Source organism: Clostridium sp. AF22-10, assembly GCF_003478725.1.
Taxonomy (GTDB): domain Bacteria; phylum Bacillota; class Clostridia; order Lachnospirales; family Lachnospiraceae; genus Otoolea; species Otoolea fessa.
In genome coordinates, this window is record NZ_QUFZ01000017.1 from 36,299 (window position 1) to 61,115 (window position 24,817).

General features: G+C 42.7%; 20 protein-coding genes and 4 pseudogenes. 21 read left to right on the plus strand and 3 right to left on the minus strand.

What is annotated here, in order from left to right; translation table 11 throughout:
- Positions 1 to 129: 129 nt before the first annotated feature.
- Entirely contained in the window at positions 130 to 1,737 is a 1,608-nt protein-coding gene (locus DWX91_RS12055; protein ID WP_118539001.1) for a relaxase/mobilization nuclease domain-containing protein, read from the minus strand.
- Positions 1,700 to 2,101: a plasmid mobilization protein gene (gene mobC / locus DWX91_RS12060; protein ID WP_118539003.1), complete on the minus strand. Its 402-nt coding sequence runs from the start codon at positions 2,099 to 2,101 to the stop codon at positions 1,700 to 1,702. Before mobC ends, DWX91_RS12055 begins: the two co-directional genes overlap by 38 nt.
- 400 nt (positions 2,102 to 2,501) lie before the next feature.
- Between mobC and DWX91_RS12065 the strand changes: the two genes are divergently transcribed.
- From DWX91_RS12065 to DWX91_RS12085, 5 genes are all read left to right on the plus strand, one after another.
- Entirely contained in the window at positions 2,502 to 2,780 is a 279-nt protein-coding gene (locus DWX91_RS12065) for a DUF6870 family protein (RefSeq protein WP_242699444.1), read from the plus strand.
- Between the two features lie 168 nt (positions 2,781 to 2,948).
- The gene (locus tag DWX91_RS12070; protein WP_118539005.1) at positions 2,949 to 4,598 is read left to right on the plus strand and encodes a recombinase family protein; all 1,650 of its coding nucleotides are present in this window, start codon (positions 2,949 to 2,951) and stop codon (positions 4,596 to 4,598) included.
- Complete coding sequence (locus DWX91_RS12075) at positions 4,595 to 6,124, plus strand: recombinase family protein (protein WP_118539007.1); 1,530 nt, start codon at positions 4,595 to 4,597, stop codon at positions 6,122 to 6,124. Before DWX91_RS12070 ends, DWX91_RS12075 begins: the two co-directional genes overlap by 4 nt.
- On the plus strand, positions 6,108 to 7,799 hold the full coding sequence (locus tag DWX91_RS12080; protein WP_118539009.1) for a recombinase family protein: 1,692 nt from the start codon (positions 6,108 to 6,110) through the stop codon (positions 7,797 to 7,799). The genes DWX91_RS12075 and DWX91_RS12080 overlap by 17 nt, the downstream gene beginning before the upstream one ends.
- Positions 7,792 to 9,387 (plus strand): recombinase family protein, encoded by a 1,596-nt coding sequence (locus tag DWX91_RS12085; RefSeq protein ID WP_118539011.1) that lies wholly within the window; start codon positions 7,792 to 7,794, stop codon positions 9,385 to 9,387. The genes DWX91_RS12080 and DWX91_RS12085 overlap by 8 nt, the downstream gene beginning before the upstream one ends.
- 197 nt (positions 9,388 to 9,584) lie before the next feature.
- Here the strand turns inward: DWX91_RS12085 and DWX91_RS12090 are convergent, their stop codons facing one another.
- Positions 9,585 to 9,926, minus strand: a complete 342-nt coding sequence (locus DWX91_RS12090) for a helix-turn-helix domain-containing protein (protein WP_113998562.1) — start codon at positions 9,924 to 9,926, stop codon at positions 9,585 to 9,587.
- A gap of 250 nt (positions 9,927 to 10,176) precedes the next feature.
- Here DWX91_RS12090 and DWX91_RS12095 point away from each other — a divergent pair, with 250 nt between their 5' ends.
- The 16 genes and pseudogenes from DWX91_RS12095 to DWX91_RS12175 all read left to right on the plus strand — a co-directional run bounded on the left by DWX91_RS12095 (position 10,177) and on the right by DWX91_RS12175 (position 24,790).
- Positions 10,177 to 11,154, plus strand: a complete 978-nt coding sequence (locus tag DWX91_RS12095; protein ID WP_118539013.1) for an AAA family ATPase — start codon at positions 10,177 to 10,179, stop codon at positions 11,152 to 11,154.
- A gap of 10 nt (positions 11,155 to 11,164) precedes the next feature.
- Positions 11,165 to 13,003 (plus strand): recombinase family protein, encoded by a 1,839-nt coding sequence (locus DWX91_RS12100; protein ID WP_182435079.1) that lies wholly within the window; start codon positions 11,165 to 11,167, stop codon positions 13,001 to 13,003.
- Complete coding sequence (locus DWX91_RS12105; protein ID WP_113998565.1) at positions 13,000 to 13,701, plus strand: hypothetical protein; 702 nt, start codon at positions 13,000 to 13,002, stop codon at positions 13,699 to 13,701. The genes DWX91_RS12100 and DWX91_RS12105 overlap by 4 nt, the downstream gene beginning before the upstream one ends.
- Before the next feature lie 51 nt (positions 13,702 to 13,752).
- Entirely contained in the window at positions 13,753 to 14,148 is a 396-nt protein-coding gene (locus tag DWX91_RS12110) for a hypothetical protein (RefSeq protein WP_118539017.1), read from the plus strand.
- A gap of 195 nt (positions 14,149 to 14,343) precedes the next feature.
- On the plus strand, positions 14,344 to 15,375 hold the full coding sequence (locus DWX91_RS12115) for a hypothetical protein (RefSeq protein ID WP_113998567.1): 1,032 nt from the start codon (positions 14,344 to 14,346) through the stop codon (positions 15,373 to 15,375).
- Between the two features lie 116 nt (positions 15,376 to 15,491).
- Positions 15,492 to 15,749, plus strand: a pseudogene (locus DWX91_RS12120) (UDP-glucose 6-dehydrogenase); the annotation flags it as partial.
- A gap of 601 nt (positions 15,750 to 16,350) precedes the next feature.
- Positions 16,351 to 17,399: pseudogene (locus DWX91_RS12125) on the plus strand (NAD-dependent epimerase/dehydratase family protein).
- A gap of 20 nt (positions 17,400 to 17,419) precedes the next feature.
- Complete coding sequence (locus DWX91_RS12130; RefSeq protein ID WP_270497555.1) at positions 17,420 to 18,670, plus strand: nucleotide sugar dehydrogenase; 1,251 nt, start codon at positions 17,420 to 17,422, stop codon at positions 18,668 to 18,670.
- Positions 18,671 to 18,689: 19 nt separating this feature from the next.
- Positions 18,690 to 19,061, plus strand: a pseudogene (locus DWX91_RS12135) (sugar phosphate nucleotidyltransferase); the annotation flags it as partial.
- Positions 19,043 to 19,276, plus strand: a pseudogene (locus tag DWX91_RS12140) (sugar nucleotide-binding protein); the annotation flags it as partial. The pseudogenes DWX91_RS12135 and DWX91_RS12140, both read left to right, overlap by 19 nt.
- A gap of 33 nt (positions 19,277 to 19,309) precedes the next feature.
- Positions 19,310 to 20,197, plus strand: coding sequence for a WecB/TagA/CpsF family glycosyltransferase (locus DWX91_RS12145; protein ID WP_243099043.1), 888 nt, complete (start codon positions 19,310 to 19,312; stop codon positions 20,195 to 20,197).
- A gap of 4 nt (positions 20,198 to 20,201) precedes the next feature.
- The gene (locus tag DWX91_RS12150; protein ID WP_118472788.1) at positions 20,202 to 21,395 is read left to right on the plus strand and encodes a glycosyltransferase; all 1,194 of its coding nucleotides are present in this window, start codon (positions 20,202 to 20,204) and stop codon (positions 21,393 to 21,395) included.
- On the plus strand, positions 21,358 to 21,909 hold the full coding sequence (locus tag DWX91_RS12155) for an acyltransferase (protein ID WP_270497559.1): 552 nt from the start codon (positions 21,358 to 21,360) through the stop codon (positions 21,907 to 21,909). Before DWX91_RS12150 ends, DWX91_RS12155 begins: the two co-directional genes overlap by 38 nt.
- 232 nt (positions 21,910 to 22,141) lie before the next feature.
- The gene (locus tag DWX91_RS12165) at positions 22,142 to 22,414 is read left to right on the plus strand and encodes an acyltransferase (RefSeq protein ID WP_182431321.1); all 273 of its coding nucleotides are present in this window, start codon (positions 22,142 to 22,144) and stop codon (positions 22,412 to 22,414) included.
- Positions 22,415 to 22,430: 16 nt separating this feature from the next.
- Positions 22,431 to 23,570: a glycoside hydrolase family 99-like domain-containing protein gene (locus tag DWX91_RS12170; protein WP_118472791.1), complete on the plus strand. Its 1,140-nt coding sequence runs from the start codon at positions 22,431 to 22,433 to the stop codon at positions 23,568 to 23,570.
- Complete coding sequence (locus DWX91_RS12175) at positions 23,564 to 24,790, plus strand: glycosyltransferase (RefSeq protein WP_118472792.1); 1,227 nt, start codon at positions 23,564 to 23,566, stop codon at positions 24,788 to 24,790. Before DWX91_RS12170 ends, DWX91_RS12175 begins: the two co-directional genes overlap by 7 nt.
- Positions 24,791 to 24,817 lie beyond the last annotated feature (27 nt).

Below are 24,817 nucleotides of genomic sequence, written 5' to 3' on the forward strand. Positions count from 1 at the left end.
TTTCAGGATCGCTTTGTGGAATTACAAAATGGTTTCTTGAAATACAGGGACGCTTAAAGACTGAAAATAGTGCAAGAGCCACCATAGGCTTACCCAACAAAAGGGTAGCGTATGGTGGCTCTTTTTTGCTTAAAGGGTCTGTTCTGTTCGCTGAGTGTGATCTCGAATGTGGTGCTGCCCCAAGATGTTGTCAACATTGGCGCAGGCTGTTCGTAATTCTTTCTGATAATCTTTATAATAGGTATAGGTGTCGTACTGAGCCGCTTTCAAGGCAAGCAACCGTTCTTTTTCAAGCTTCAAATCTTTCATCTTCGGAAGTGAGTCGTCTGGATTTTGTGCTTTCAGAATCTGGACGGCTTTTTCGTGCTTCTCAATTTCATCAGCGTGATCCTTGCGAAATTTTCCTTTGAAGCGAGCTTTCAAAAATTCATTGTAGGTGGATTTTGTGGAAAGATACTGACCCAGATAGTGGATTTGCTCATTCACAGATTTGATTTGTGTTTCGGTGTCCTTTGTCTTTTGCCGTGCATCGTGCATCTGTAATGTGATGCTATCGTAGGTTGTCTGTAAATTTTCTCTGGTATCGAATCCGTTTTCCTGAATGTAAGCTACAGTCTTTGCCATCTGTTGAAGATTGGAAATTTTGACTTTTTGAGCATAAGCTCTGCTCTGTTGAGCCTTAATACAGTTCTGCAAGTCCACAACAAGACGCAGATCAGAGCGAATGAAGAGAATGGCAATCGGGTCTGCATGGTAATCGGGCATGGTCTGTCGTTGCTTTTCTTCTTGCTCAGCAGCAAGTGCATTGGCTTCAAAAAGATTGAGCAAATAATCTTTATCAAAATTTGTGCCTAAAGAGCGACCAGAAATGTACTTCTCTCGCTCTGGATGCAGATAGCTATATCTTCCCCGATTTTCTTTCACATGAATCTTATACTTTTCAAATAACTGGCTTTGAAAATCTTCAAACGAAATTGCGGAGGAAGAAATCTCTGAAACGGCATTCCGAACAAACTGCTTACGAGTCTGAAATGTTGTTTCCATTGGATTCATGCCATCAGCAATGATCTGTTCGTTTATATCTTCCAGCTCTTTCTGCCCTCGCTTTTGCAACCAGTATTCAGCTTCAGTGATTTTACGTTGAGCCGGAGAGAGAAGATCGACCTGATACAGATTTTCACGCTGGCATAGATTCATAAGTTCTTGCTGTAAGTATTTTAGATAATCTTTTGTCAGGTGATGTTTGTATCCTGCTTTGCAGTCAATGCTGCGTGTGGTGTATGACTGTGGCTCTATGTCCAGTTTCCGTAAACTGTTGATTATGATATGAACATGGATGTTGCCACTGCCATTATGTCCATCCGTGTGAGTACAGACCAATGCTTGATGGCCGGGAAGATGATTCTTCACAAATTCAAGTCCCAGGATTTGTGCTTTCTCGCCAGTAAGATGGTGTTCGTCTTTATCGCGCGGATCAAAACTGATGATATAGTGATGGGACTTGACTTCATCGTATCGGTAGTTTTTTCGATACTGGTCATTGAGCATTTCGCACTCAAGATCAAAGGTGTCGGGATTGCAGTTTACTCCATTCATGTGAAATTCGCTGCGGAGCATCATGCTCCCGTTTTCATCAAGGAGCGGTTTTAAGTGTCGTTCATCATGCTGATATTTCAAATAGCAGACTGCCGCACTGTAATCAGCGTTTTTTATTGCGATGTGTTTTAACACGGCCATGATAGATTCCCCCTAATTTGATTGCTTCCTGCCGAAGCTGCCATAATGCAGTGAGATGGCGGTTGATCTCGTCCTGCATTGACTTGGAATAGAAACCGCCAGAGTGGAAGTATTGGGCAATCTGATTTAGGTTGTTGCCGATGGCAGAATACTCAGCAATCAGTTTTTGAAGTTCGGGAAGTTCTGCAGTGATGTTGTAGTGGACTTCGATGCGTTCGTCCAGCGCACTCTTCCTGACATAAACGGCAACCGGATAGCCTGCCTGTTCAGCAGAAATGGAAATAGAAGCGTACTCGGCATCCGTAAAACGTACCATTACGTTATTTGTTCTTTTTATCTGCTCGCACTTTTTTCTTCTGCCCATAGATAGAAACTCCCTTCAAATTTATTTGCGAAGCAAATCCCGACAAGCCGTAGGCGGTCGGCTGCGACCACTTTAGTGGAAGCCAAATAGCCAAAATCAGAGATTTTGTGCGTACCGAGGGAATGGGGAAGCGGAATCCCCATCAAGATTGCCGGTAACGAAAAATCACGAAAGTGAATTTTGAGTTACTCCAGGCGAATCTTGCCCTACTTACGGTGAAGCCGTTGCCTTACGCATTTTTCGGGTTCTTCTATCTTTAGAATCGGGCAGAGCGTGTTTCGCAAGGTGTTTTTGAAAAAAGACAAAAAATTTTTTGAAATACCTTGCGAAATGGCCTTTCTCCAATTCTATAAGTGAAAGAGGCTGACACACCACCCCAAAAACAGAAAGGAATGAGTGAATGACCGAAACAACTGCACGAACCTATCACACCATGGAAAGCCTGCGCCAGATGGCACAGACCGATCTTCGTAATGTGAACCGCAAGGAACTGGTAGACATCAACGAAGTGGAAATTAGAAAAGACTTGTCGCAGCGGGAGCGGATGGTCGATTTCATTTCGCAGATCAAGAACCCTTATTGCTATCTCGACAAGGGCATGGTAGTGAAGATCAGCTTTGCGGGAGAGAACCGATTAGAGGACACACTGAAAAAATGCGCACGGACACATCGGAGATAAAAAAGAAGAAAGCAGAAGAAAATTTGCACTTTAGCACATTAAAGCGTTGACATAAACCGTGAAATATGAGATAATGGCTTTGGGTCAAAACAGAATATGCTGATAAAGCCGATAATTTCTTGGTTTATTGTCTGAACGACAAATAGATTAGGAGGTTATCGGCTTTTTATGTTTTTTCAGGGAAATGAAAAATACAACTGCGCCACATATCTTCGTTTGTCGCGTTCGGATGGCGACCAGCAGGAGAGCAACAGCATAAAAAATCAGAGAGCGTTGCTGAACGATTACATGGGGAAGCACCCGGAATTGCACAAGTTCGATGAGTATGTAGACGATGGTTACAGCGGCACAAATTTTGAACGCCCGGATTTTAAGCGGATGATGCAGGACATTGAGAAAAGGAACGTCAACTGCATCATCGTCAAGGATTTATCTCGCTTCGGCAGAAACTACATTGAAACGGGCCGTTATCTGGAAAGAATCTTTCCGTTCATGGGTGTGCGCTTTATCGCCATCAACGATCATTATGACAGTGCAGAGGAAAACGATGATAAGGGTCGTATTCTGATTCCGTTCAACAATCTTATCAATGACACCTACTGCCGGGATATTTCACTGCGCGTTCGCAGTCACTTGGATGTGAAACGAAAAGAAGGTCAGTTCATTGGCAGTTTCGCAGGGTATGGGTATCGCAAAGACCCCAAAGACAAAAATCATCTGATTATAGATGAATACGCTGCGGGCATTGTGCAGGAAATATTCAAACAGAAATTGAACGGAATGAGTTCACAGCGCATTGCCAGTCACTTGAACGAACTGGGTGTCCTGCCGCCGAACGAGTATAAGAGAGCCAATGGATTCAACTATACCTGCGGTTTTCAGGCTGGGCTGAATCAGAAGTGGACAGTGGTTTCCGTCAATCGTATTTTGAAAAATGAATCCTATACGGGAACATTGATTCAGGGTAAACGCAGGAAAATCAATTACAAAGTAAAAAAGAGCCATGATGTTGGAAGTGAAAACTGGATTCGGGTGGAAGATGCGCATGATGCTATTATCAGCAAAGGCGAGTTCCAGCAAGTACAACAGTTGTTGGAACTGGACACTCGTACCGCACCATCGCAGACAACAGTTTATCCATTATCAGGTTTTCTGCGCTGTGCAGACTGCGGGCAGAATATGATTCGCCGCACGGTGACGAAAAACGGAAAGAAGTATCAATACTATCACTGCTCTACCTATAAGAATGGCGGCGGCTGCACACCGCACATGATAAACAGTGAGAAACTAACGGAAAGTGTTCTGGCTGCGATTCGGCATCAAGTGACACTTCTTGTAGAAGCGGAAAAGGTACTCTCCAATGCAGAGTTGGCAAGCGGCGAACAGATTGGCATAAAGATTCTGGACAGCCAGATCACTGCACTGGAAGCTGAATTAGAACGGTACAGTAATTTAAAAATCCGTCTGTATCAGGACTTATGCGATGATGTTGTCAGTCGGGAAGAGTACGGAGAAATGAATACTCGCTTTGCGCAGAAGATAAAAGAGGCACAGGATAAGATTCAGGAAATCCGCGAAAAGAAGCAGGAGGCATTAAAGCACGACACACTGCTTCCTACTTGGTTGGAAGAATTTAAGCAGTACGAACATATCAAAACGCTCGAACGCAGGGTCGTGGTGGAACTGATCGACCACATAGATGTTCATAGCAAAACAGAGATTGAAATTCATTTCTGCTTCGAGGATGAACTGCACAGTATCACAGAAAAATTTATGGAATATCAAGCACATCATGGAAATGAGGTGGCAGAGGAATGAAATGGGTCAGTTATACAAGGTCGATTTCCAGCAGGATCGGAGAAGAAAATCCATCCAATACGATTGCGGAACAGAATGAGCGCATTGCACGGTATCTAAAAAAGTGTGGGTGCAGCGTATCCGAAAAATACAGTGACCGCAGGAGAACAGCAGAAGCCACGGAGGGCTTTGACAAATTGGTACAGGATGGGATGGCTCGGAAATTTGATGCAGTTGTTGTGGATTCTATCTTCCGCTGTGGAAGAACCCTTCCGTTTGCCATTGAAGCACTGCAGAGGACGTTCTATCCGCTTGGTATCCAATTTGCAGTTGTGGAAGATGACTTTTGCAGCATAGACAAAACTGCCGAAGAAGTTGCAGAGTATTTCAATGGAAAGACCATTGATAAGATTCGTTCGGAATTTATTACCAATCGCCAGAATCACTTTGAAGAAGGTACATTGACCCATCGACAGGCTAAATATGGTTATGCGCTGTCGGAAGATCGCAGAAGCCTTGTTCTTAATCCTGAAAGCGCACAGGTTGTAAAGCTGATTTTTCAGATGTATCTGGAAGATATAAAAATCCCGGAAATCGCAAGAGCATTGGATGTACAGGGCGTTCAAACACCGCAAGTCCAGATGGCAAAGAAAAAAAGATCAAGAACAAAAAATAAGTGGCAGGATTCAACAATTCGCTCGATTTTGAAAAATCCACTCTATATCGGAAAGTGTACGCTGACACTGGCAAAGGCAAAGCGAGAATTGGAGGTTCCGGCGATTGTTTCAAAGACGGAATTTCAGAAAGCTCAGAAAAAGTTGGAATCTACGAGGTTGCCTTCGAGAAAAAAGGCTCGAAAAAAACCAAATCTGCTCTTCAAAAAAATCTATGACAAGGAAAGTGGAAAAGGTCTGCTGTGCAGAACATCAGAAGATGAAAGCCAGCAAATCTATTCGTTTGACAAGGGGTATAGATGCTTCTCTGGAAAAGCCCCTTTCATCGAAAGCGAGAAAATCTTTCGAGAGATTCTTTCAGCTTTGGAAAAAGAAAAAATGCAAGCTGCGCATATTGATAGGGTGCTGGACTTGAATCCTGAGAAAGTCAAGCAGTGCATGGATGCTGGACTGTTGCAGTACAGAAAAAGAGCAAATGAGATCGTTGCTCGCTTGATGGCCAAGGACGATGAACGAACAGCGGTTTATCGGGAATACGAGCATGGATCAATTTCGCCAGAACAGGTAGATGAGTATGAACATCAGTATCAGGTAGCAGTCCAGAAGCAGGAAGCGGACTTTAAAAAAGTAATGCTGGCTGTTAATGATATAGAAAAAGCATTTAGCCATGGGAATCCCTGGTTGATGAAGTTCCGAGCGATTTCAATTCCTGAAAAATTGGAGCGCACACATCTTAAAGAATGGCTTGACCATGTATGGATCGTAGATTTTGAACAGGTAGACGTGATCCTACAAGAAAGTAAGTGGAAGGGATTCTTCCCGGAAGAATGGCTGAACAACGGAGAGGAAGATTGTAATGGCAAGAAAGAGTAGAAAGAATCTGATGCCGCAGGCCGCTGCGCAGGAGGCCGTACAGCAAAACGAAAAAGAACTTCTGCGCACGGCAGCGTATGCGCGGCTGTCGGTTGAGAACGGTGGGCATGAAACAGAAGATTCCCTGCACACACAGATTTTGCAAATTCATAATTATATCAGGGAGAACCCGGAACTGACGCTGACCGATACCTATGCAGACAACGGTTTTACGGGAACACGTTTTGACCGACCAGAATTTGAGCGTATGATGCAGGATATACGGACAGGCAAAATTCAGTGCATCGTAGTGAAGGACTTATCTCGATTTGGTCGTGACTATATCGAAACGGGAAGCTATCTGGAAACTATTTTCCCGATGCTCCATGTTCGCTTTATCGCCATCAACGATGATTTTGACAACATCCGGCAGTCGGATGTGGATAGTCTTGCGGTTCCCATCAAGAACATGGTAAACAGCTTGTATGCTAAGGACATTTCAAAGAAAATCAGCCTTAGTTACCAGATGCGCCGCGAGAAGGGAATCCCTACATCGTGGTGTACACCGTATGGCTATCAGTTGAACCAACAGGGAAATAAGTTTGAAGCGACTGAGGATGCGAAGTGGGTCAAACTGATCTATCAATGGTATCTTGCAGGAGTAAGCACAAACGAAATTGCCCGCAGGTTGGAGTTTTTAGAAGTAGCAAGGCCGAACGAACGGCTGAATCGCAAATTACATGAGGGAGATGACCCTACCTATAATAAATGGCACCCCAGTACGGTTCTTCGTATTTTAAACAGCAGTGCCTATATTGGAGAACTGGTATCGGGAAAAACGCAAACAGCATCATACAAAGGGATTGGCCTCCATCCTGTGGAAAAGAAGGAATGGCATATTGTTGAAAACGCTCATGAAGCAATCATTCTGAAATCGGATTTTGAAAAAGTGCAGGCACGGCGGGAGCAGAATAAGGAAAAACGGGAAAGGGCGATGGCTCGTTCCAAGGCAACCAGAGAAAAGTGTTATAACCATCTATCGGGAATGGTTTACTGTGGCTGCTGCAGGCGCAACATGACGTTTGAACGGCGTGTGCATGGTACGGTGAAAGAAACGCACTATGGAGTGTTCATTTGCAAAAGAAAGAAGAATACGACTCCCTGCGCCTATCATGCGGTGCCGGAGAAAATGCTGATGATGGTGGCGATGGATCAGATTCATCATCTGGTGTCTACCATGTGCGAAGAAGAAAAGCTGGTAAAAGACATGATGCGCGGTAGCAATCTGAATTCTGCCCGTTCCATCAAGATGAAAGAAAATTCAATCCTGTTTCGGATTCAGGAAGCCGAAGAACGGCGGTTGCGCTTATATGAGGACTATAAGGCTGAAATTCTGGACGAAGATGAATACAGTCAGCTAAAGGAACATTACATAGCAGAAAAGCAGCGGTTGGAACATGAACTGCAAAAGCAGCGTCAGCGCGCATTGGAACTGGAAAAGAGAATCAAAATCTGCGATGCTCAAATGGAACGGATGCGCGGGATTCTAAATCAAAATGAATTTGATGAAGAACTGGTGCATGAACTTATCAAGAGAATCTATGTAGGAATGGACAATTCTGTGGAGGTCGAATTTAAGTGTAGCGACCCCTATCAGGAAGTGCTTGCAATCATGTCGGAGGTTCAGAATGAATGATAAAATTGCAATCTATCTCCGCTTATCATTGGCAGACGGAGATTTGAAAAAGGGCAGCAAGGATGAAAGTAACAGCATTGAGAACCAACGGATGCTGCTCCACGATTACATTGGGAAGCAGGAAGATTTATTTGGCGAGATTGTAGAATATGTAGATGATGGCTATACTGGCACCAATTTTAATCGTCCAGCTTTTCAGAAAATGATTGTGGATTTGAAGCAGGGCAATATAAAAGTCATCATGGTAAAGGATTTATCCCGTCTTGGTCGTGACTATATCGGTGTTGGCGATTACATTGAGCAGATTTTTCCGTTGATGGGAGTTCGGTTTATTGCCGTGAATAATTCCTTTGACAGCATGAAACTGAACAACGGAACGCCGGGAATCGAAGTGGCGGTCAGCAATCTGGTGAATAATATGTATAGCCGGGATATTGCGAAAAAGATTCGGGCTGCTCTGGAAACGAACTGGAAGAACGGGAAAGCCACCTGCACGAATGTTCCTTTTGGATATGTGTGGAACAAGAAAGGTGGGCGGCGGTGGGAGATTGACCCGGAGGCTGCAGTCTGCGTGAAAAAAGTATTTGAATTGGCATTGTCCGGCTGCAATACAACGCAGATCGCCTACGGCATGAACGAATTAAATCTTCCTACGCCGGGATTGTATGCGAAACGAAAGAATCTGCTGATGGGCAGCAATCCTATTATTGCCCCGGACAGTGAAATGTTATGGAACGCAGCAATCGTATGGAGAATCCTTAGACGGTATGAATACACTGGTGCGCTGGTTATGGGGAGAAGAAAGAAAATTGACGTGAATACTACCTCTGTTCGGACGCTCCCGGAGGATAAGTGGATCATCGCAGAAAACGCTCATGCGGCCATCGTGACAAGAGATGAATACTATCAGGCACAGAAAGCGATCCGTAACGTAACTCCAATTCAATATAAGGTGGGCGATGATTTTGCGTTAAAAGGAAAAATCTGCTGCGGAAACTGTAATCGGCAGCTTCGCCACGAAAGGCAATATGGGGAAATGGTTTTCTATTGCGGCTATAAACGGTCAGCCGGAAAGTTCTCTAAATGCTACGGCGGCTATTACAGAGAATATTCGGTGAATGCAAAAGTGGCTCGTGCGATAAAAACAGTATTCTATGCGCTGGATGTGGTAAATCAGGGAATGCAGGAAAAGCAGTCTATCACGGTGCGCTGCATGGACATTGAGGACTTGGAAAAGCAAGCGGAAGCCATTCGGGTAGAGCAAATCAAACTATATGAATCGTATGCGGACGGTGTGCTGCTGCGAGATGCGTACATAGAAAAGAAAAAGGTCCTTTCGGAAAAACTGGCTGCATTGCAGGATAGCATACGGACAGAAAAGGAAGAACAGGAGTGTGCCGATGAATTGGATGAAGAAATCCGCGCTCTGACAAAGCAGGCCAGCGAGAAAACGTACATCGGCGGGCTGACAAAAGAATGTGTGGATGCTTTTGTGAGCATGGTTTATCTGTATGACGATCAAACGATGAAAATAGAGTTCAACTGTGAGGATGTGATTCGGAGAGCGTTGGAAAAGTATGGCACATAATTGGATGGAAGAAGTGGTATAAGAAAAAGAATACCCGTCTGGGTGAGAGGATTCAGAAAATCTTCTCGACCAGGCGGGTATTTCATTCCGCAGGAATGACTTTGACCGCATAAGCCACAGACAGCACCCCGGTGTAATCCGAAGTGCAGCTGTGTCTTATGCGGGCTTTTTTGTTATATGATCAGCGGGCTACAAAATCAGATTCCCAAACCGTACAGTATGGCTTTCATCTCTCTTACCATCCGAGTGAGAATTTCCTGTTCGATTTCATTGCAGTCCAAGAGAAGACGGTGAATTTCGGAATTTGAGGTTGAAGTCGAGTGCATCAAACTATCTACCAGCAAATCATCAGTCGATACGTCAAGAGCATTGGCAATATCAACCAGTGCATCAAGACTTGGGCGTTTGATAGCGGATTCGATTACGCTAATATGTTTTCGTGTCATGTTAAGCTGCTCTCCAAGGGCCTCTTGCGTGATACCAGCTTGTTTTCGGGCATTTGAAATGCGCTTGCCCAAAGCTTTATAATCAGTAGCCATGTGCTTTTCTCCTTATGATTCCCCGCATAAGGCAGTACAATTATCTCGCATGATGGTAGGCAGAGCAACTCTATATCAAAGGTTCTAAGACCGCAAAGGGACACACTGCTAGCTGCTCTGTGGTCTTAGGCTGTTTTGCTACCTACTGGGTAGCAAAAGGAAACTCATGCTACCTGATGGGTAGCAGTCAAAACGCAACGAATGCTTTATAATAGAGGTAGGAAAAGACTGCAAATAGGAAGGAAAGACGATGGCGGACAAGGTAGAAAAAAGAATTCTTACATTATATAGTGATGTGCAGGCAACTTCTGTTCACTGGTTGTGGTATCCATTCATTGCAGTGGGAAAGATAACATTGCTACAAGGCGATCCCGGCGATGGAAAGTCAACCATGATGATGAATCTGATTGCGGAACTTTCTAAGGGTGGGAAAACACCGGATGGAAAGCCTGTTGGGACGCCGCAGAGGGTTATCTACCAGTGTTCGGAAGATGGAGTATCAGATACCATTAAACCCAGACTGGAAAGATGTGGCGCAGATTGTAGAAAAGTGGCTTTTATCAATGAAGAAACATACAGTGGTCTAACACTGGATGATGAGCGTATCCGTCAGGCAATCATTGAATTTCGCCCACGGCTTGTAGTTATAGACCCGATTCAGGCGTATTTAGGAAGTGATTCTGACCTCCAGATTGCAGGGAGAGCCAGAAAACTGATGCAGCGTCTCGGAATGTGGGCTTCAGTATATGATTGTGCCATTGTGCTGATTGGTCATCTCAATAAGAAAGAGGGAACGAAAGGTTTGTACCGAAGCCTTGGCAGCATAGATGTGGTTGCTGCTGCGCGAAGTGTTTTGCAGGTGGAGCGTGACCAGAAAGATACAGATATTCGTATTGTTCGGCAGATAAAAAACAGTTTGGCTCCGTCTGATGGAGAAATTCGGTTTTCTATAACAGCGGAGATGGGTTTTCAATGGTTGGAGTGCAAGAGCACATTCGTTTCATCGGAACAACCGAAAGTGCCGGAATTTGAGTCAAAAACAGAAAAGGCAGCATATCTGATAAAAAAGTTGCTTTCTGATGGCGATATGAGAGCAAGAGAAATCTATATGCGGATGAAAGATGAAGGAATCAGCCGCAGAACCGCAGAAAATACGAAGAAAGAACTCGGTATCCGAAGTTATCGGAAGATGCGACAGTGGTATTGGAGCATCCATACGGGAGAATGAGGAAAAGCACATGATTACCGGTGAAGTAGAAGCAGTAGACCGTAAGCAAAAAATCAGAGACCGCTATAAGGGCGTAGATATATCGGAATTGGAAGTCATTCCCGCCAAAATCATAGAGGATTTGGAAACAAGTTCTGTGATTCGGCGTGTGGCAGCATATATCCGTGTTTCCACGGATAATGATGAACAGACTTCTTCGTATGAACTTCAGAAAAACTATTATACGGATTATATTCAGGCACAGCCGGGATGGGTATTTGTTGGAATCTATGCGGATGAGGGCATCAGCGGCACATCTCTGGAACACCGAAAAGGGATGCAGCAGTTGATTGAGGACTGCAAGGCAGGCAAGATTGACCTTGTTCTTACAAAATCCATTGCCCGTTTTGCTCGAAATATCGTTGACTGCCTTTCTGTGATTGAACTTCTGAAAAATCTGAATCCGCCTGTGGGTGTGAAATTTGAAGCAGATAATATCTATACGCTGGACAGCAATGGACGAATGATTCTGACGATTCTGGCATCTGTGGCAGAGGAAGAATCGCATTCCAAATCTATCATTATGAACTGGTCGATTGATCGGCGGTTCAGCCGTGGCCTGTTCCTGACCCCTGCATTGCTTGGATACGATAAAGACGAGGAAGGCAACCTTGTAATTAACCCGGAGGAAGCACAGACGGTAAAGGTGATTTACTACCTGTACCTGAATGGATATTCGCTTACGGAGATTGCAACTCTTTTGATGGAGTATAGCCGTAAGACGAAGTTGGGACGTGTGGAGTGGAATCCCGGTACACTTGCAGGTGTTCTGGCAAATGAGCGCCATTGTGGTGATGTACTGGCAAGAAAGACCTTTACACCGAACTTTTTGACGCATAAATCAAAGAAAAACAACAATGATCGGACACAGTACAGGCAGAAGAATCACCATGAAGCCATTGTTTCCAGAGAAGTTTTTAATGCAGCCAATCATCTGCGGGCATCCCGCAATTATTCAAAGAAAAACAGACCCTTGCCCGTGTTGAGCGTGGTTGAAGATGGGATTTTGCGAGGATATGTGCCTTTTGATAAGGATTGGACAGGTTTTTCGGCAGAAGAATACAGGGAAGCCTCTGAAAGCGTGATGAAAGAACCGGATGTCACTGTTACTGCGGATGTGAAAAAGCGTCTTGATCTGACGGGCTATGAAATAGTCAGGGTACAGTATTTTTCTACTATGCAGAATCCGGCTATGACGATTTCTAATGGACGATTGCGCTTTAACACCGCTTGCTTGAAAAAGTTTGAAAATGTTGAATATGTGGAGCTGCTGCTAAATTCTGTTGAACGCTGCATTGCCATTCGCCCCTGTGACAAGAATAATCCAAACGCGATCCGTTGGGGCAGACTGAAAGAGGGACGTTGGTGTGCAAGCACTTTGGGCTGTCGTGGACTTGCAAAGACTTTATTTGACATTATGGAATGGGATGAGGATTTGCGTTATCGGTTCCGTGGCCAGTTTTTGGAGCAGGGCGATAACAAAATGATGCTGTTCGCATTTGATGAGCCTGAAATGATTAAGGTGGAAGAAATCGTTCTGCCTCCAAAGGAAAACACCGAAGAAGATGAGGGCGAAACGGTCAAAAAGAAGATTTACATTTTTCCACCAGAGTGGGCTGGAACATTTGGACAGCCGATTACAAGTATAGCACAGGTGGGTATCTTACGGCAGGAGCATTATGCCGGAAACTGGGATGTATTTCGTCCTGCGACGGAGATAGAGGAAATGAACATATTTACGGCAGAAAATCTAAATGAGTTGCTCCGTGAAGCGGAGAAGATAATGGAAGGATGGACTGATTATAGATGAATGAAGAAAACACAACAATCATGCCGCCAGAGAAGCAGATTGTGCAGGATGATAGAGACGCACGGGCGGAAGAACTGGAAAGTGCCTTTTCGTATGATGGCTACCAGGTCGTGCGAAAGGAATTGTTTGCCCATCTGCGTGACCCGGCAATCGTGATTCGTAAAGATAGTATCACATTCAATACAGCCTGTATCACAGGGCTGGAGGATGTGGTCTATGTTCATGTCATGTTCAACAATGATTTGAAGCGTATCGTTGTTCGTGGGTGTGATGAAAATGACAAGGACGCTCTGCGTTGGTGCGTGGCAAAACCGGATAAGCGCAAAAGCCGGAAGATGTCCTGCAAGCCATTTGCGACTTTAGTTTATCAGAAAATGGGATGGGACAGCGAGTGCCGATATAAAATGCTGGGGTACAGGATTACCTTTGAGGGTGAAACTCTGTATGTTTTTGATCTGCTTGTGCCAGAAATTTTTCATGAAGGACAGAGAAAAAAGAACGCAGTCGATTCGCAGGATAATGCTGCGTCAACAAAACCTGTGAACAGCCGAAAGGGATTTTACCTGGATGATATTGTGGGAACTTTTGGTGTGCCTGTGGAAGAACACCGGAAAGAATCTGAAGTCAAGCAAATGGATGGGTATGTGTCAATGGGGATTCTGACAGGAAAGATTGCTCCTGAAGCTGGAAAGGACTAATTGACAGGTTGTACAAGGGGAGGGTCTGTCCATTTGTGGGAGGTGAGCAATATGCAAAAAACAGAACAGAAAACGGAGCAACAGGCAGGACTTGGCATGAGTTTCTGCGAGGAAGAGGGACGAATCACGGTCTTCAGAAAAACGCTGGAAGCGTTAGAATGGCCGTCACACTATCGGTTTCTGTATAATCGTAAAATGAAACAGATAGCTGTACAGGCGTGTGGAGCAGAAGAATCAGGAGCGCATCGTGTGGGAAAACCAGACGAATCTAATAGCGGCGAAATCAAGTGTATGGCATTGGTTCGCATGATTTACGGGGATTCTGGGTGGGACAAGAAAATGTCCTATCGGCTGATCGGAAGAGCTTTTCCACAGCAGCGACTTGTTTCGTTTAAGATAACGGATGCGATGCAGATAGAAAACGGGAGAGTACTGACTGAAATGTGAATCTCACATTAGTGGGTTCTGAAATAATTAGTTGCCTATGATATAACAGTGGCGAAGAATGCAATAATATGGACAACTCCGTGCAAGGAAAGTTTACAGTTGGTTGCTTGATATGGGCGGTGAATTATGGTAAGATGGAAGCACGATAGGAGAGTTTACGCTCTTGTTGAATCTACTGCGAGGAAGTGAATGCCGATGGAAAAACAAGGCACGGTGGAAAATCAGCTTGCCCACACGATAGATCAGACAGAGTATGATTCGAGGTATGACAGAACAGCGAAAAAGCTGTTGGCAAACAAACAGATTCTGGCACAGATCATGAAAGGCTGTGTGAATGAATACAGCGATTGCACCGTAGATGATATTGTTGAGAAATACATCGAGGGAACCCCGGAGGTTGGCTCTGTTGGTGTTCATGTCGATGATACGAACAGACCCAAAAAGTCAACAGATGTAATCAAGGGTAGTAACAACGAGGACTCTACGCTGACCGAGGGAACATTGTTCTACGATGTTCGCTTTGACGCAATTGCACCGAAATCTGCGGACAGTGCAGAACAGGAAGAAGTCATTCGTCTGATTATCAATGTGGAAGCACAGACAAAATTCAAGCCGGGATACCCATTGACGAAACGGGCAATCTATTATTGTAGCAGAATGATTTCTGCACAGCACGGTCCGATTTTTACAAAATCTGAATATGGGAAGATTCGTAAGGTCTACTCCATCTGGATTTGTACTCAGCCGTCAGATGGTTTTGAAAATACGCTTACCCGGTACTCCATCAAACCCGAACAGTTGATAGGAGAAGCGCAGGAAGAAACCGAAAACTACGATTTGATGAGTGTCGTAATGATTTGTTTAGGCAAGCCAGGGACGGAGAATCATAAGGGAATCCTGAAATTTATGGAAGTGCTGTTATCTTCCACAAGATCAGGTTCGGAGAAAAAGAAGATTCTGGAAGAAGAGTTTGGCGTTGCAATGAGCGAAGAACTGGAAAGAGAGGTGCTTGAAGTGTGCAATCTTAGTCAAGGCGTAAGAGCCGAAGGCCGTGAAGAAGGCCGTCAGGAAGGCAGAATCGAAGGCATCGGAATTGGCGAGATTCGGATGCTGGTTCAGCTTGTTCGAGAGGGTGATTTACCGCTGGAGCGTGCTGCGGCAAAAGCAAAGATGACAGTTGAGCAGTTTAAGGAAACAATGGAGAACACCCCCTTACAGGCAGTGTGAAAACAAAATAGCATAAGATAACGGATAGCCCTACAAGGCCCTGATGATTCAAAGAATTGTCAGAAAAGCCTTGTGGGGCTTATTTTTTTGCTTTTTTTGAGAATTTTTTTGTCCCTATCTTGACATCAGGGGGTTATGTTGGTTTGTCGATTGCGACATTACTTTCTCAGCATCATCATGTGACCGCTGTGGATATCATTCCGGAGAAGGTCGAGATGATCAACAACCGGAAGTCTCCGATTCAGGATGACTATATTGAAAAATATCTGGCAGAAAAGAATCTGGATCTGACTGCAACCCTCGATGCAAAGGCTGCATACTCGAATGCGGATTTTGTTGTAGTGGCTGCCCCGACCAATGTCTACTCAACAAAAGCAGTCGAGTTCTGATGGTCTATGGTGGAGTTGAATATACATACAAAAACACCTGATTTTGCATAAATATGCGCTGCATTTTACTCTGAAAATCATGTTTTGTGCAGTAGGACGTTAATACTGATAACTGCATTTATCTGCGTGGCGTTGAGCAACGGACGGAAATTACTAATATTCTGTCGTGTAGACATCATAAAAAATGAATAAATCATTGTGCAGGTTGCAATAAGAATGATAGATATATTTGTATGATTATTACAAAAAAGATGGAATGGGAAAATCTGGCAAAATAGAAGCAAAAAAACGGGTTTACTCAACAGATTAACACTTTGATGTAGAGGGCGGAGAGTGTGGCGTATGAATATGCGCCGGAGAAAAGTAGTGAAAGGTGCAACTGATTTTATTGAGTGAACCTGTCTGGATAATGATATGCAGGAAAATGGACGAAATACCGAGAAAAGATTTGATTGCTGCGGCAAAAGGGTACGACAGCATAAGAAAACACTTAGCCGTGTGAGCGGCAAGAGGAAAAAGGAAATACTATCTGTGAAGAGCAGATGTGTACATAGATTAGGAAATTAACCAAAACGGAGGAATACATATGAGCACAGTTACTTTAGATAATAAAACGATTTTAGTCACAGGTGCAGCCGGCTTCATAGGCTCTAACCTTGTGAAAAGAATCTATCAGGAGGCTCCTTCTGCAACGGTCATCGGCATTGATAACATGAATGCTTACTATGACGTTGCCCTGAAAGAGTTCCGTTTGAATGAGCTGGCCAAGTATCCCACATTCACTTTTGTAAAAGGCAACATCGCTGACAAGGCATTGATCACAGAGCTGTTCGAGAAATATAAGCCTGCTGTGGTCGTGAACCTTGCAGCACAGGCTGGTGTGCGTTACTCCATCACCAACCGGATGCCTATGTGGAATCCAACCTGGTCGGCTTTTTCAATATTCTGGAAGCCTGCCGTCATTGTGAGAGCTTGGAGCATCTGGTGTATGCTTCCTCTTCCAGTGTCTATGGTTCCAACAAGAAAGTTCCGTACAGCACGGATGACAAGGTAGATAACCCGGTTTCCCTGTATGCGGCAACCAAGAAATCCAATGAGCTGATGGCTCATGCTTATTCCAAGCTGTACAACATCCCGTCCACCGGTCTGCGGTTCTTTACGGTGTATGGTCCTGCTGGTCGCCCGGATATGGCTTACTTCGGCTTCACCAATAAGCTGGTGAAGGGCGAAACAATTAAGATCTTCAACTACGGCAACTGCAAACGCGACTTCACTTATGTGGACGATATTGTTGAGGGCGTTGTCCGCGTAATGAAGAAAGCTCCGGACAAGAAGAATGGTGAGGACGGCCTGCCGATTCCGCCGTATGCAGTTTACAACATCGGTAATCAGAATCCGGAAAATCTACTGGACTTCGTGCAGATTCTGAGCGAGGAACTGGTTCGTGCGAAAGTGTTGCCGGAGGATTATGACTTCGAGGCACACAAGGAGCTGGTTCCGATGCAGCCGGGCGATGTGCCTGTTACTTATGCAGATACGAGCGCTTTGGAGCGTGACTTCGGATACAAGCCGAGCACAAGTCTGCGGACCGGATTAAGAAATTTCGCTGAGTGGTACGCTGAGTTTTATAAATAAGAGATTAGAGGGATAAAGAAATGAGAGAGTTTAAGGATTTGAAGATTGCTGTGGCTGGTACTGGTTATGTGGGTCTTTCCATTGCTACGTTGTTATCTCAGCACCACAAGGTGACTGCAGTGGATATTATTCCTGATAAAGTGGAGATGATTAACAATAAGAAGTCTCAGATTCAGGACGAATACATTGAGAAATATCTGGCAGAAAAAGAGTTGGATTTGACTGCAACTCTGGATGCAAAAGAAGCATACTCCGATGCAGATTTCGTGGTCATTGCTGCACCTACAAATTACGATAGTAAGAAGAATTTCTTTGACACAAGCGCAGTCGAAGCGGTCATCAAACTGGTGATTGAGTATAACCCGGAAGCCATTATGGTTATCAAGAGTACCATCCCGGTTGGTTACACTGCATCGGTTCGTGAAAAGTTCCACTGCGATAATATCATCTTCAGCCCAGAGTTCCTGCGTGAATCTAAGGCTCTCTACGATAACCTGTATCCGAGCCGCATTATTGTCGGTACAGATGTGGATAATGCTCGTTTGGTGAAAGCGGCACACACTTTTGCAGAACTCCTGCAGGAAGGCGCAATTAAAGAGAACATTGACACTCTGTTTATGGGCTTTACCGAAGCAGAAGCTGTCAAACTTTTTGCGAATACTTATCTGGCTCTGCGTGTCAGCTACTTCAATGAACTGGATACTTATGCCGAGATGAAGGGATTGAATACCCAGCAAATCATTAACGGTGTTTGCCTTGATCCTCGTATTGGTACTCATTATAACAATCCGTCCTTTGGCTACGGCGGCTATTGCCTGCCGAAAGATACCAAGCAGTTGCTGGCAAACTACGCTGATGTGCCGGAGAACCTGATCGAAGCTATTGTTGAAAGTAACAGAACAAGAAAAGACTTTATCGCTGACCGTGTGTTGGAGATTGCTGGTGCGTATGAGGCAAATGATAGCTGGGATGAGAGCAAGGAGAAGGAAGTCGTTGTTGGTGTTTACCGCTTGACCATGAAGAGCAACAGCGACAACTTCCGCCAGAGCAGTATCCAAGGTGTCATGAAACGCATCAAGGCAAAGGGTGCAACGGTTATTATCTACGAGCCGACATTGAAAAATGGTGAGAAGTTCTTTGGTTCTGTTGTTGTGAATGATCTGGACGAGTTCAAGAAGCAGAGTCAGGCCATCATCGCAAACCGCTATGATAAGTGCCTGGATGATGTGAAAGAGAAAGTGTACACGAGAGATATTTTCCAGAGAGATTAAGAAAGACGAGGGATACAGAATGAAAGGCATTATTTTAGCGGGAGGATCAGGCACTCGTCTGTATCCGTTGACGAAAGTTACGAGCAAGCAGCTCTTACCTATTTTTGATAAACCGATGATTTACTATCCGATGTCCGTTCTGATGAACGCTGGCATCCGCGACATTTTGATTATTTCCACACCACAGGATACTCCTCGTTTCGAGAACTTGCTGGGTGATGGGCACCAGTTTGGTGTGAATTTGACCTATGCTGTTCAGCCTTCTCCGGATGGATTGGCACAGGCCTTTATCATTGGTGCTGATTTTATTGGCAATGATTCTGTGGCAATGGTTCTGGGCGACAACATCTTTGCGGGTCACGGATTAAAGAAACCAATGAGGGCGGCTATATCAGCTGGTATGATTTCACGAAAGAAATCTACCGTCAGGCTGGATATAAGACGGAAGTCCTGCCGGTGACCACGGCAGAGTACGGTCTGAGCAAGGCTGCTCGCCCGTTCAACAGCCGCTTAGATAAGAGCAAGCTGGTAGAAGCTGGATTTACTCCGCTTCCGACCTGGCAAGATGCGCTGAGCCGTTATCTGAAAGAAATCGAGCAGTTTTGATTTTATATAAAATGCGCAATAAGGAGAAAATAAATGATTATTACAAAAACACCGTTTCGTATGTCTTTCTTCGGTGGCGGAACAGATATGGAAAGTTTTTTCAAAGATAATGGTGGTGCGGTTTTGTCCACCACATTTGACAAATATTGTTATGTAAATGTGCGTCATCTGCCGCGTTTTTTTGACTACTCTACAGAATTGCTTAACACATACATAAACAATGTCACAATGTCGGAGACGGTAGAAGCCATTGAGCAGATGATTACTGCAGATAAAAAATCCTACATTGTGGCAATCAATGTGGATGTTGTTATGAAAATAGAAGATGATCCATACCTAAAGAAGGTCGTTGATAGAGCTGATATGGTGCTGGTAGACGGCAAGCCGTTGGTATGGATTTCTAAAATGCATGGCAAGCCGTTAAAAGCGAAAATTTCGGGGTCTGATTTGGTTCCACTGCTTTGTGAAGCTGCGGCTGAAAAAGGATATAAAATCTTTATTATTGGCGGAAAAGATGGCATTGCGGCACAGGCGAAAGAAAAATTAGAAAGCAAACATCCGAAGATTCAAATCGTCGGAACTTATGCGCCCCCATTTGGATTTGAAAAGGATGAGAAAGAGTTAAATCATATTAATCAAATGATTTCTGATGTGAAACCTGATTTGCTGATTGCGTGCTTTGGATGTCCTAAACAGGAAAAATGGATTTATGAGAATATCGGAAAGTATGATGCAAAAGTTTCAGTATGTGCAGGCGCAACGGTTGACTTCCTTGCTGGAAATGTGAAACGTGCACCACGCTGGATGAGTGAGCATGGTTTGGAGTGGTTTTATCGCTTCTTGCAAGAACCAAAACGGATGTTTAAGAGATACTTTATAAACGACATAAAGATTGTCAATTTGATAAGAAAATATAGGTAATGACATGGAAAATATATGTTTTGTTGTAAATAAATATCCAAATGAATTTGAACCATATATGCTTGTTTTTTTGCAGCAACTTGCTTGGGAATTTGCAGATATGGGGAAAAAGGTAACCGTGATATGTCCTTTGCCCGTAAATTTGAATAGGAAGTATTTGCAGATACCTTATCACACCAGAGAATATACAGAAAAGAAGAAATCTATTGATATATACTGGCCAAAAACAGCAGGGCTTGGTCAATCGCATTATGTTTTGGGAAGAAGCCCAGTTGGAATAACGACTTTTTTCTTAGAAAAAGCAGCGGAACGCGTAATTAGATCATTCACAGAAAAACCAGATGTTATATATGGACATTTCATGGCACCGTCCGGTATTGCTGTGGCAAGATTAAGTGATACGTTCAAAATTCCTGCTTTCTTTGCGTTAGGTGAGTCACATAATACAATAGAACAGTTTGGAGCAGAAAGGGCAAAGGAAGAACTAAAAGATATTGCAGGAGTTATAGCTGTTTCAACATATCTAAAAAGATGGATAGTTGATGCAGGTGTTCTTGAAGATGATAAAGTGGAAGTCTTTCCAAATGGAATTAATGGAGATAGGTTTAGAAAATATAATAAGACTTATGCACGCGATTACTTTGGATTACCAAAAAATGAAGTGCTAGTAGGATTTGTTGGTGCATTCAACGAGCGAAAAGGGATTCTGCGAGTGTGCGAAGCTATGAAAACGGTTAGAGGTGCAAGGTTAATATGTGCGGGGAAAGGTGAGCAGAGTCCCTATGGCGATAATTGTATTTTTGCAAAGTCTTTAAAGCCAGAAGAAATACCGCTGTTTAATAGTGCAGCAGACATTTTTGTGTTACCAACGTTGAATGAGGGATGTAGTAACGCAATCGTTGAAGCAATGGCTTGTGGATTACCGATAATATCATCAAATAGAGCATTTAATGATGATATTTTGGATGCGGAATGCTCTATTAGAGTAAATCCAGTTGATGTCGATGAAATTCATGAAGCAATTCAAAAACTTGTTTCAGACCCTATTAGTAGAGAAAAAATGTCAGAAGCCGCAATAAAAAAAGCAGAAAATTTGACATTGAGTGTGCGCGCTCAAAATATTCTGGCGTACATTGAAAATAGAATAGGAGTATGGGAAAGTGAAAATACGGATAGGAACAGAAGAAAGAAGTTTTAGTTCGGCTAAAGTTTGGAGAGTGTTTTATGCACTTTTTGGACAATGGCTGCCTAGATCCTGTTATTCAAAAATATGCATGAAAATTAGATATTTCTTCCTAAAAAAAATTGCCAAAAATACTGGCAAGAACGTCAATATAGAACAGTATGTCGTATTTGGAGAGGAATTTGAAATCGGTGATAATTCAACCGTTGGATTTCGATCTGATCTATATGGTCCAGTTAAAATTGGAAGAGATGTTATGTTGGGACCGGAGGTAGCTATCTATACTCATAATCACCGTCACGATGAAACTGATATTCCAATGATTCAGCAAGGATATACGGAGATGAAACCTGTATATATAGATGATGACGTGTGGATTGGGAGAAGGGTGTTGATTATGCCAGGAGTCCATATAGGAACAGGAGCAATTATAGCCGCAGGTTCAGTTGTGACCAAGAACGTTGAGCCATACAGTATTGTAGGGGGGAATCCGGCCAAACACATCAAATATAGAAGGGAAAATCTATGAGTGTAAAAATATATATTAAAAAGTCATTAAATGTGTTCTTCTGGTGTCTGGATAAAATATCAAGAAAGGCTTATGTGAAATTCTATCCCAAATATTTAAATTGGCTTGGAATAAAGATTGATACGAAAAATTGCGAGCAAACATGGATTAGTCCAACTGTGTTTTTGATAGTTCGCAATATGATTTAATAGAGATAGGAAAAGACGTCACCATTTCTTTTGGGGTAAAAATATTGGTTCATGATTTTAGTATTAAACACGCAGCTAGAGTTATTTGTAAAGAAGATAAAGTGAAAACATCAATAAGGAAATCTGTTAAAATCGGAAATAATGTTTTTATCGGTGCAGAAACAATGATTTTGCCGGGAACAGTTATATGTGACAATTGTATTGTGTGTGGGGGGACTGTGATTAAGGGAAAAACAGATCCAAATGGAATATACGCAGGAAACCCGGCAAAAAGGATAGGTTGCGTTGAGACATTTGAAAAAAAATATATAGATTGACATAGGAGCAGATAGGATGAAAACAATTGCTTTTTTTGTACCTCAGTATCATCAAATTCCATTAAATGACAAATACTGGGGCGAAGGATTTACAGAGTGGGATAATGTAAAAAATGCGAAATCACTATTTGAGGGACATATTCAACCTAAGATTCCACTGGATAACAATTATTATAATTTATTGGACCGTAGAACAAAGATATGGCAACGTGATTTGGCTAAAGAATATGGCATTTATGGTTTCTGCTATTACCACTATTGGTTTAACGGAGAAATGCTTTTAGAGAAACCTTGTGAGCAGATTTTAGGCGATTCGGAATTGGATCTGCCATTCTGTTTTTGCTGGGCAAACGAAGCGTGGTCAATGGAGTGGACTGGTAAAAAAACAGTGATTATGCCACAATTTTATGGTGAAAAAAAAGAGTGGCTTGAGCATTGGAAATATCTCCTGCAGTTTTTCAGAGATGATAGATATATAAAAATAGATGGGAAACCTGTTTTGATTATTTATCGACCAGAATCAATAGAATGCCTCAGTGAAATGCTGCAATATTGGAGAGAATTGGCATTCGAAGCAGGGTTTCCTGGTATGGTTTTTATGAACCAAAGTGCGGAGTTTATGTTGGACAATAGAAAAGATCACAGCCAAATAGATTTTGAAATTGAATATGAACCAATTAACTCCAGAAAGAGTTTGGGGAAGAACAAATTTGCAAATATAAAAAGACTAAGAAGAGATGTTATGAACTTCTGTGAAAAAAAATTTGGTTGGGATTTACGGCGACATGGCAATTATCTTTTAATGAAGGCGACTAATATGCAAAGGCCTAGTTATGATGAGGCGTGGAAAGACATTTTAACTAGAAAACCGCATGGCAATAATTCGATTCCATGTGCATTTGTAAATTGGGATAACAGTCCGAGATATCATGAGAGAGGACAGGTTTATATAGGTGCAAATCCAGAAAAATTCAAAAAGTATTTTTCGGCACAGATTAAGCGGACAAAAGAAGTCTATCATAAGGATATGATGTTTATTTTTGCATGGAATGAATGGGGAGAAGGTGGTTATCTGGAGCCGGACGAAGAAAACAAATATGGTTATCTTGAAGCTGTAAGAGACGCTTTAAAGGAGAATGATGAGTTTCCATGGTAAAAAAATATAATAGTCAGAAAAATATTATTTGGATTGCTTCTAATGCCCCCTACAGTGGAGCACCCGCAGCGGGAGGTCAGACTTTTAATTATTACCTAAATGGTTTTAAGCGAAGTGCTGATTTTAATATTAGACTGGTGTGTTGGGGGGATATTTGGAAAAAAAAGGAAATTGAAGATGAGCAAAAGGATATAGTTCATCATGTGATCTATACTGAACCAACACTAAAATCTAAAATTAAAAAAATTAGCAACATTGAGTCATCATATAATCCATGGAACAAAAATGCCAATCTGATTTCAAATTATTGTGCAAATGAAATCATAAACACATTAGTTAACTGGAAAGTTGAGGGTTTTTTGCCAGATTGTATTATTTTAGAATGGACAAATACGGTGGTGCTAGCTTCTCGAATACATAAGATATTTCCAGATGCTAAACTAATCGCTTCTGAGCATGATGTGACATTTGTTGGCTATAAAAGAAAAGCAAAGTATTTTAAAGGAATAAAAAAGATTTTATGGAAACATAAATACCTTTATGAAAAGAAAACGGAACTGAATGCTTTGAGAGAGTGTGACTTAATACTTCCACATAATGCTGAAAACAAGGAAGTGCTAATAAAGTGCGGAGTAAATGAAGAGAAAATTCAATGGCTTGTTCCTTATTATAGTAATATGTCGGGGTGTGCAAGAAAATCTAACAACCGAGATATACTTTTCTTTGGAGCCATGTCTCGCCCAGAAAACTATTTAAGCGCAATTTGGTTCATAGAGAATGTGATGCCCTTATTGAATGATTTAGATGTTCGTTTCGTTATTGTAGGTAGTAAACCGCCAGAGGAATTAAAAAGATTTAAGTCCGACCGTATTGTGATTACTGGATTTGTTAATGATACACTTCCGTATTTTGAATCTTCCATGTGCTTGGTAGCTCCATTAGTTCTAGGAGCAGGAATAAAAGTCAAAATATTAGAGGCCATGTCATCAGGAATTCCAGTGTTGACAAATGATATAGGGATTGAAGGTATTCCGGCTGAAAATGGGTCAACATACTTCCATTGTAATGATGCAGAAACTTATAATAAAATTATTCGACAATTGTATAGTGGTGAGATTGACACTGAAACGGTTTCTATTAAATCAAGAGAATTTATGAAACAGTTGTTTGATGTTGAAGGATCTTTGAGACGGTATATGTATTTGTGCAAGGAATTATAACATGGAATGATCGAAGCGTAGTAAAGG

Excerpts from the sequence above, each read along its gene's own strand:
- DWX91_RS12070 (WP_118539005.1), top strand. The coding sequence starts at position 2,949 with ATGTTTTTTCAGGGAAATGAAAAATACAACTGCGCCACATATCTTCGT.
- DWX91_RS12175 (WP_118472792.1), top strand. The coding sequence starts at position 23,564 with ATGGTAAAAAAATATAATAGTCAGAAAAATATTATTTGGATTGCTTCT.
- DWX91_RS12080 (WP_118539009.1), top strand. The coding sequence starts at position 6,108 with ATGGCAAGAAAGAGTAGAAAGAATCTGATGCCGCAGGCCGCTGCGCAG.
- mobC (WP_118539003.1), bottom strand. The coding sequence starts at position 2,101 with ATGGGCAGAAGAAAAAAGTGCGAGCAGATAAAAAGAACAAATAACGTA.
- DWX91_RS12100 (WP_182435079.1), top strand. The coding sequence starts at position 11,165 with ATGATTACCGGTGAAGTAGAAGCAGTAGACCGTAAGCAAAAAATCAGA.
- DWX91_RS12105 (WP_113998565.1), top strand. The coding sequence starts at position 13,000 with ATGAATGAAGAAAACACAACAATCATGCCGCCAGAGAAGCAGATTGTG.
- DWX91_RS12150 (WP_118472788.1), top strand. The coding sequence starts at position 20,202 with ATGGAAAATATATGTTTTGTTGTAAATAAATATCCAAATGAATTTGAA.
- DWX91_RS12085 (WP_118539011.1), top strand. The coding sequence starts at position 7,792 with ATGAATGATAAAATTGCAATCTATCTCCGCTTATCATTGGCAGACGGA.
- DWX91_RS12110 (WP_118539017.1), top strand. The coding sequence starts at position 13,753 with ATGCAAAAAACAGAACAGAAAACGGAGCAACAGGCAGGACTTGGCATG.
- DWX91_RS12095 (WP_118539013.1), top strand. The coding sequence starts at position 10,177 with ATGGCGGACAAGGTAGAAAAAAGAATTCTTACATTATATAGTGATGTG.
- DWX91_RS12170 (WP_118472791.1), top strand. The coding sequence starts at position 22,431 with ATGAAAACAATTGCTTTTTTTGTACCTCAGTATCATCAAATTCCATTA.
- DWX91_RS12145 (WP_243099043.1), top strand. The coding sequence starts at position 19,310 with ATGATTATTACAAAAACACCGTTTCGTATGTCTTTCTTCGGTGGCGGA.
- DWX91_RS12090 (WP_113998562.1), bottom strand. The coding sequence starts at position 9,926 with ATGGCTACTGATTATAAAGCTTTGGGCAAGCGCATTTCAAATGCCCGA.
- DWX91_RS12130 (WP_270497555.1), top strand. The coding sequence starts at position 17,420 with ATGAGAGAGTTTAAGGATTTGAAGATTGCTGTGGCTGGTACTGGTTAT.
- DWX91_RS12065 (WP_242699444.1), top strand. The coding sequence starts at position 2,502 with ATGACCGAAACAACTGCACGAACCTATCACACCATGGAAAGCCTGCGC.
- DWX91_RS12055 (WP_118539001.1), bottom strand. The coding sequence starts at position 1,737 with ATGGCCGTGTTAAAACACATCGCAATAAAAAACGCTGATTACAGTGCG.
- DWX91_RS12115 (WP_113998567.1), top strand. The coding sequence starts at position 14,344 with ATGGAAAAACAAGGCACGGTGGAAAATCAGCTTGCCCACACGATAGAT.
- DWX91_RS12075 (WP_118539007.1), top strand. The coding sequence starts at position 4,595 with ATGAAATGGGTCAGTTATACAAGGTCGATTTCCAGCAGGATCGGAGAA.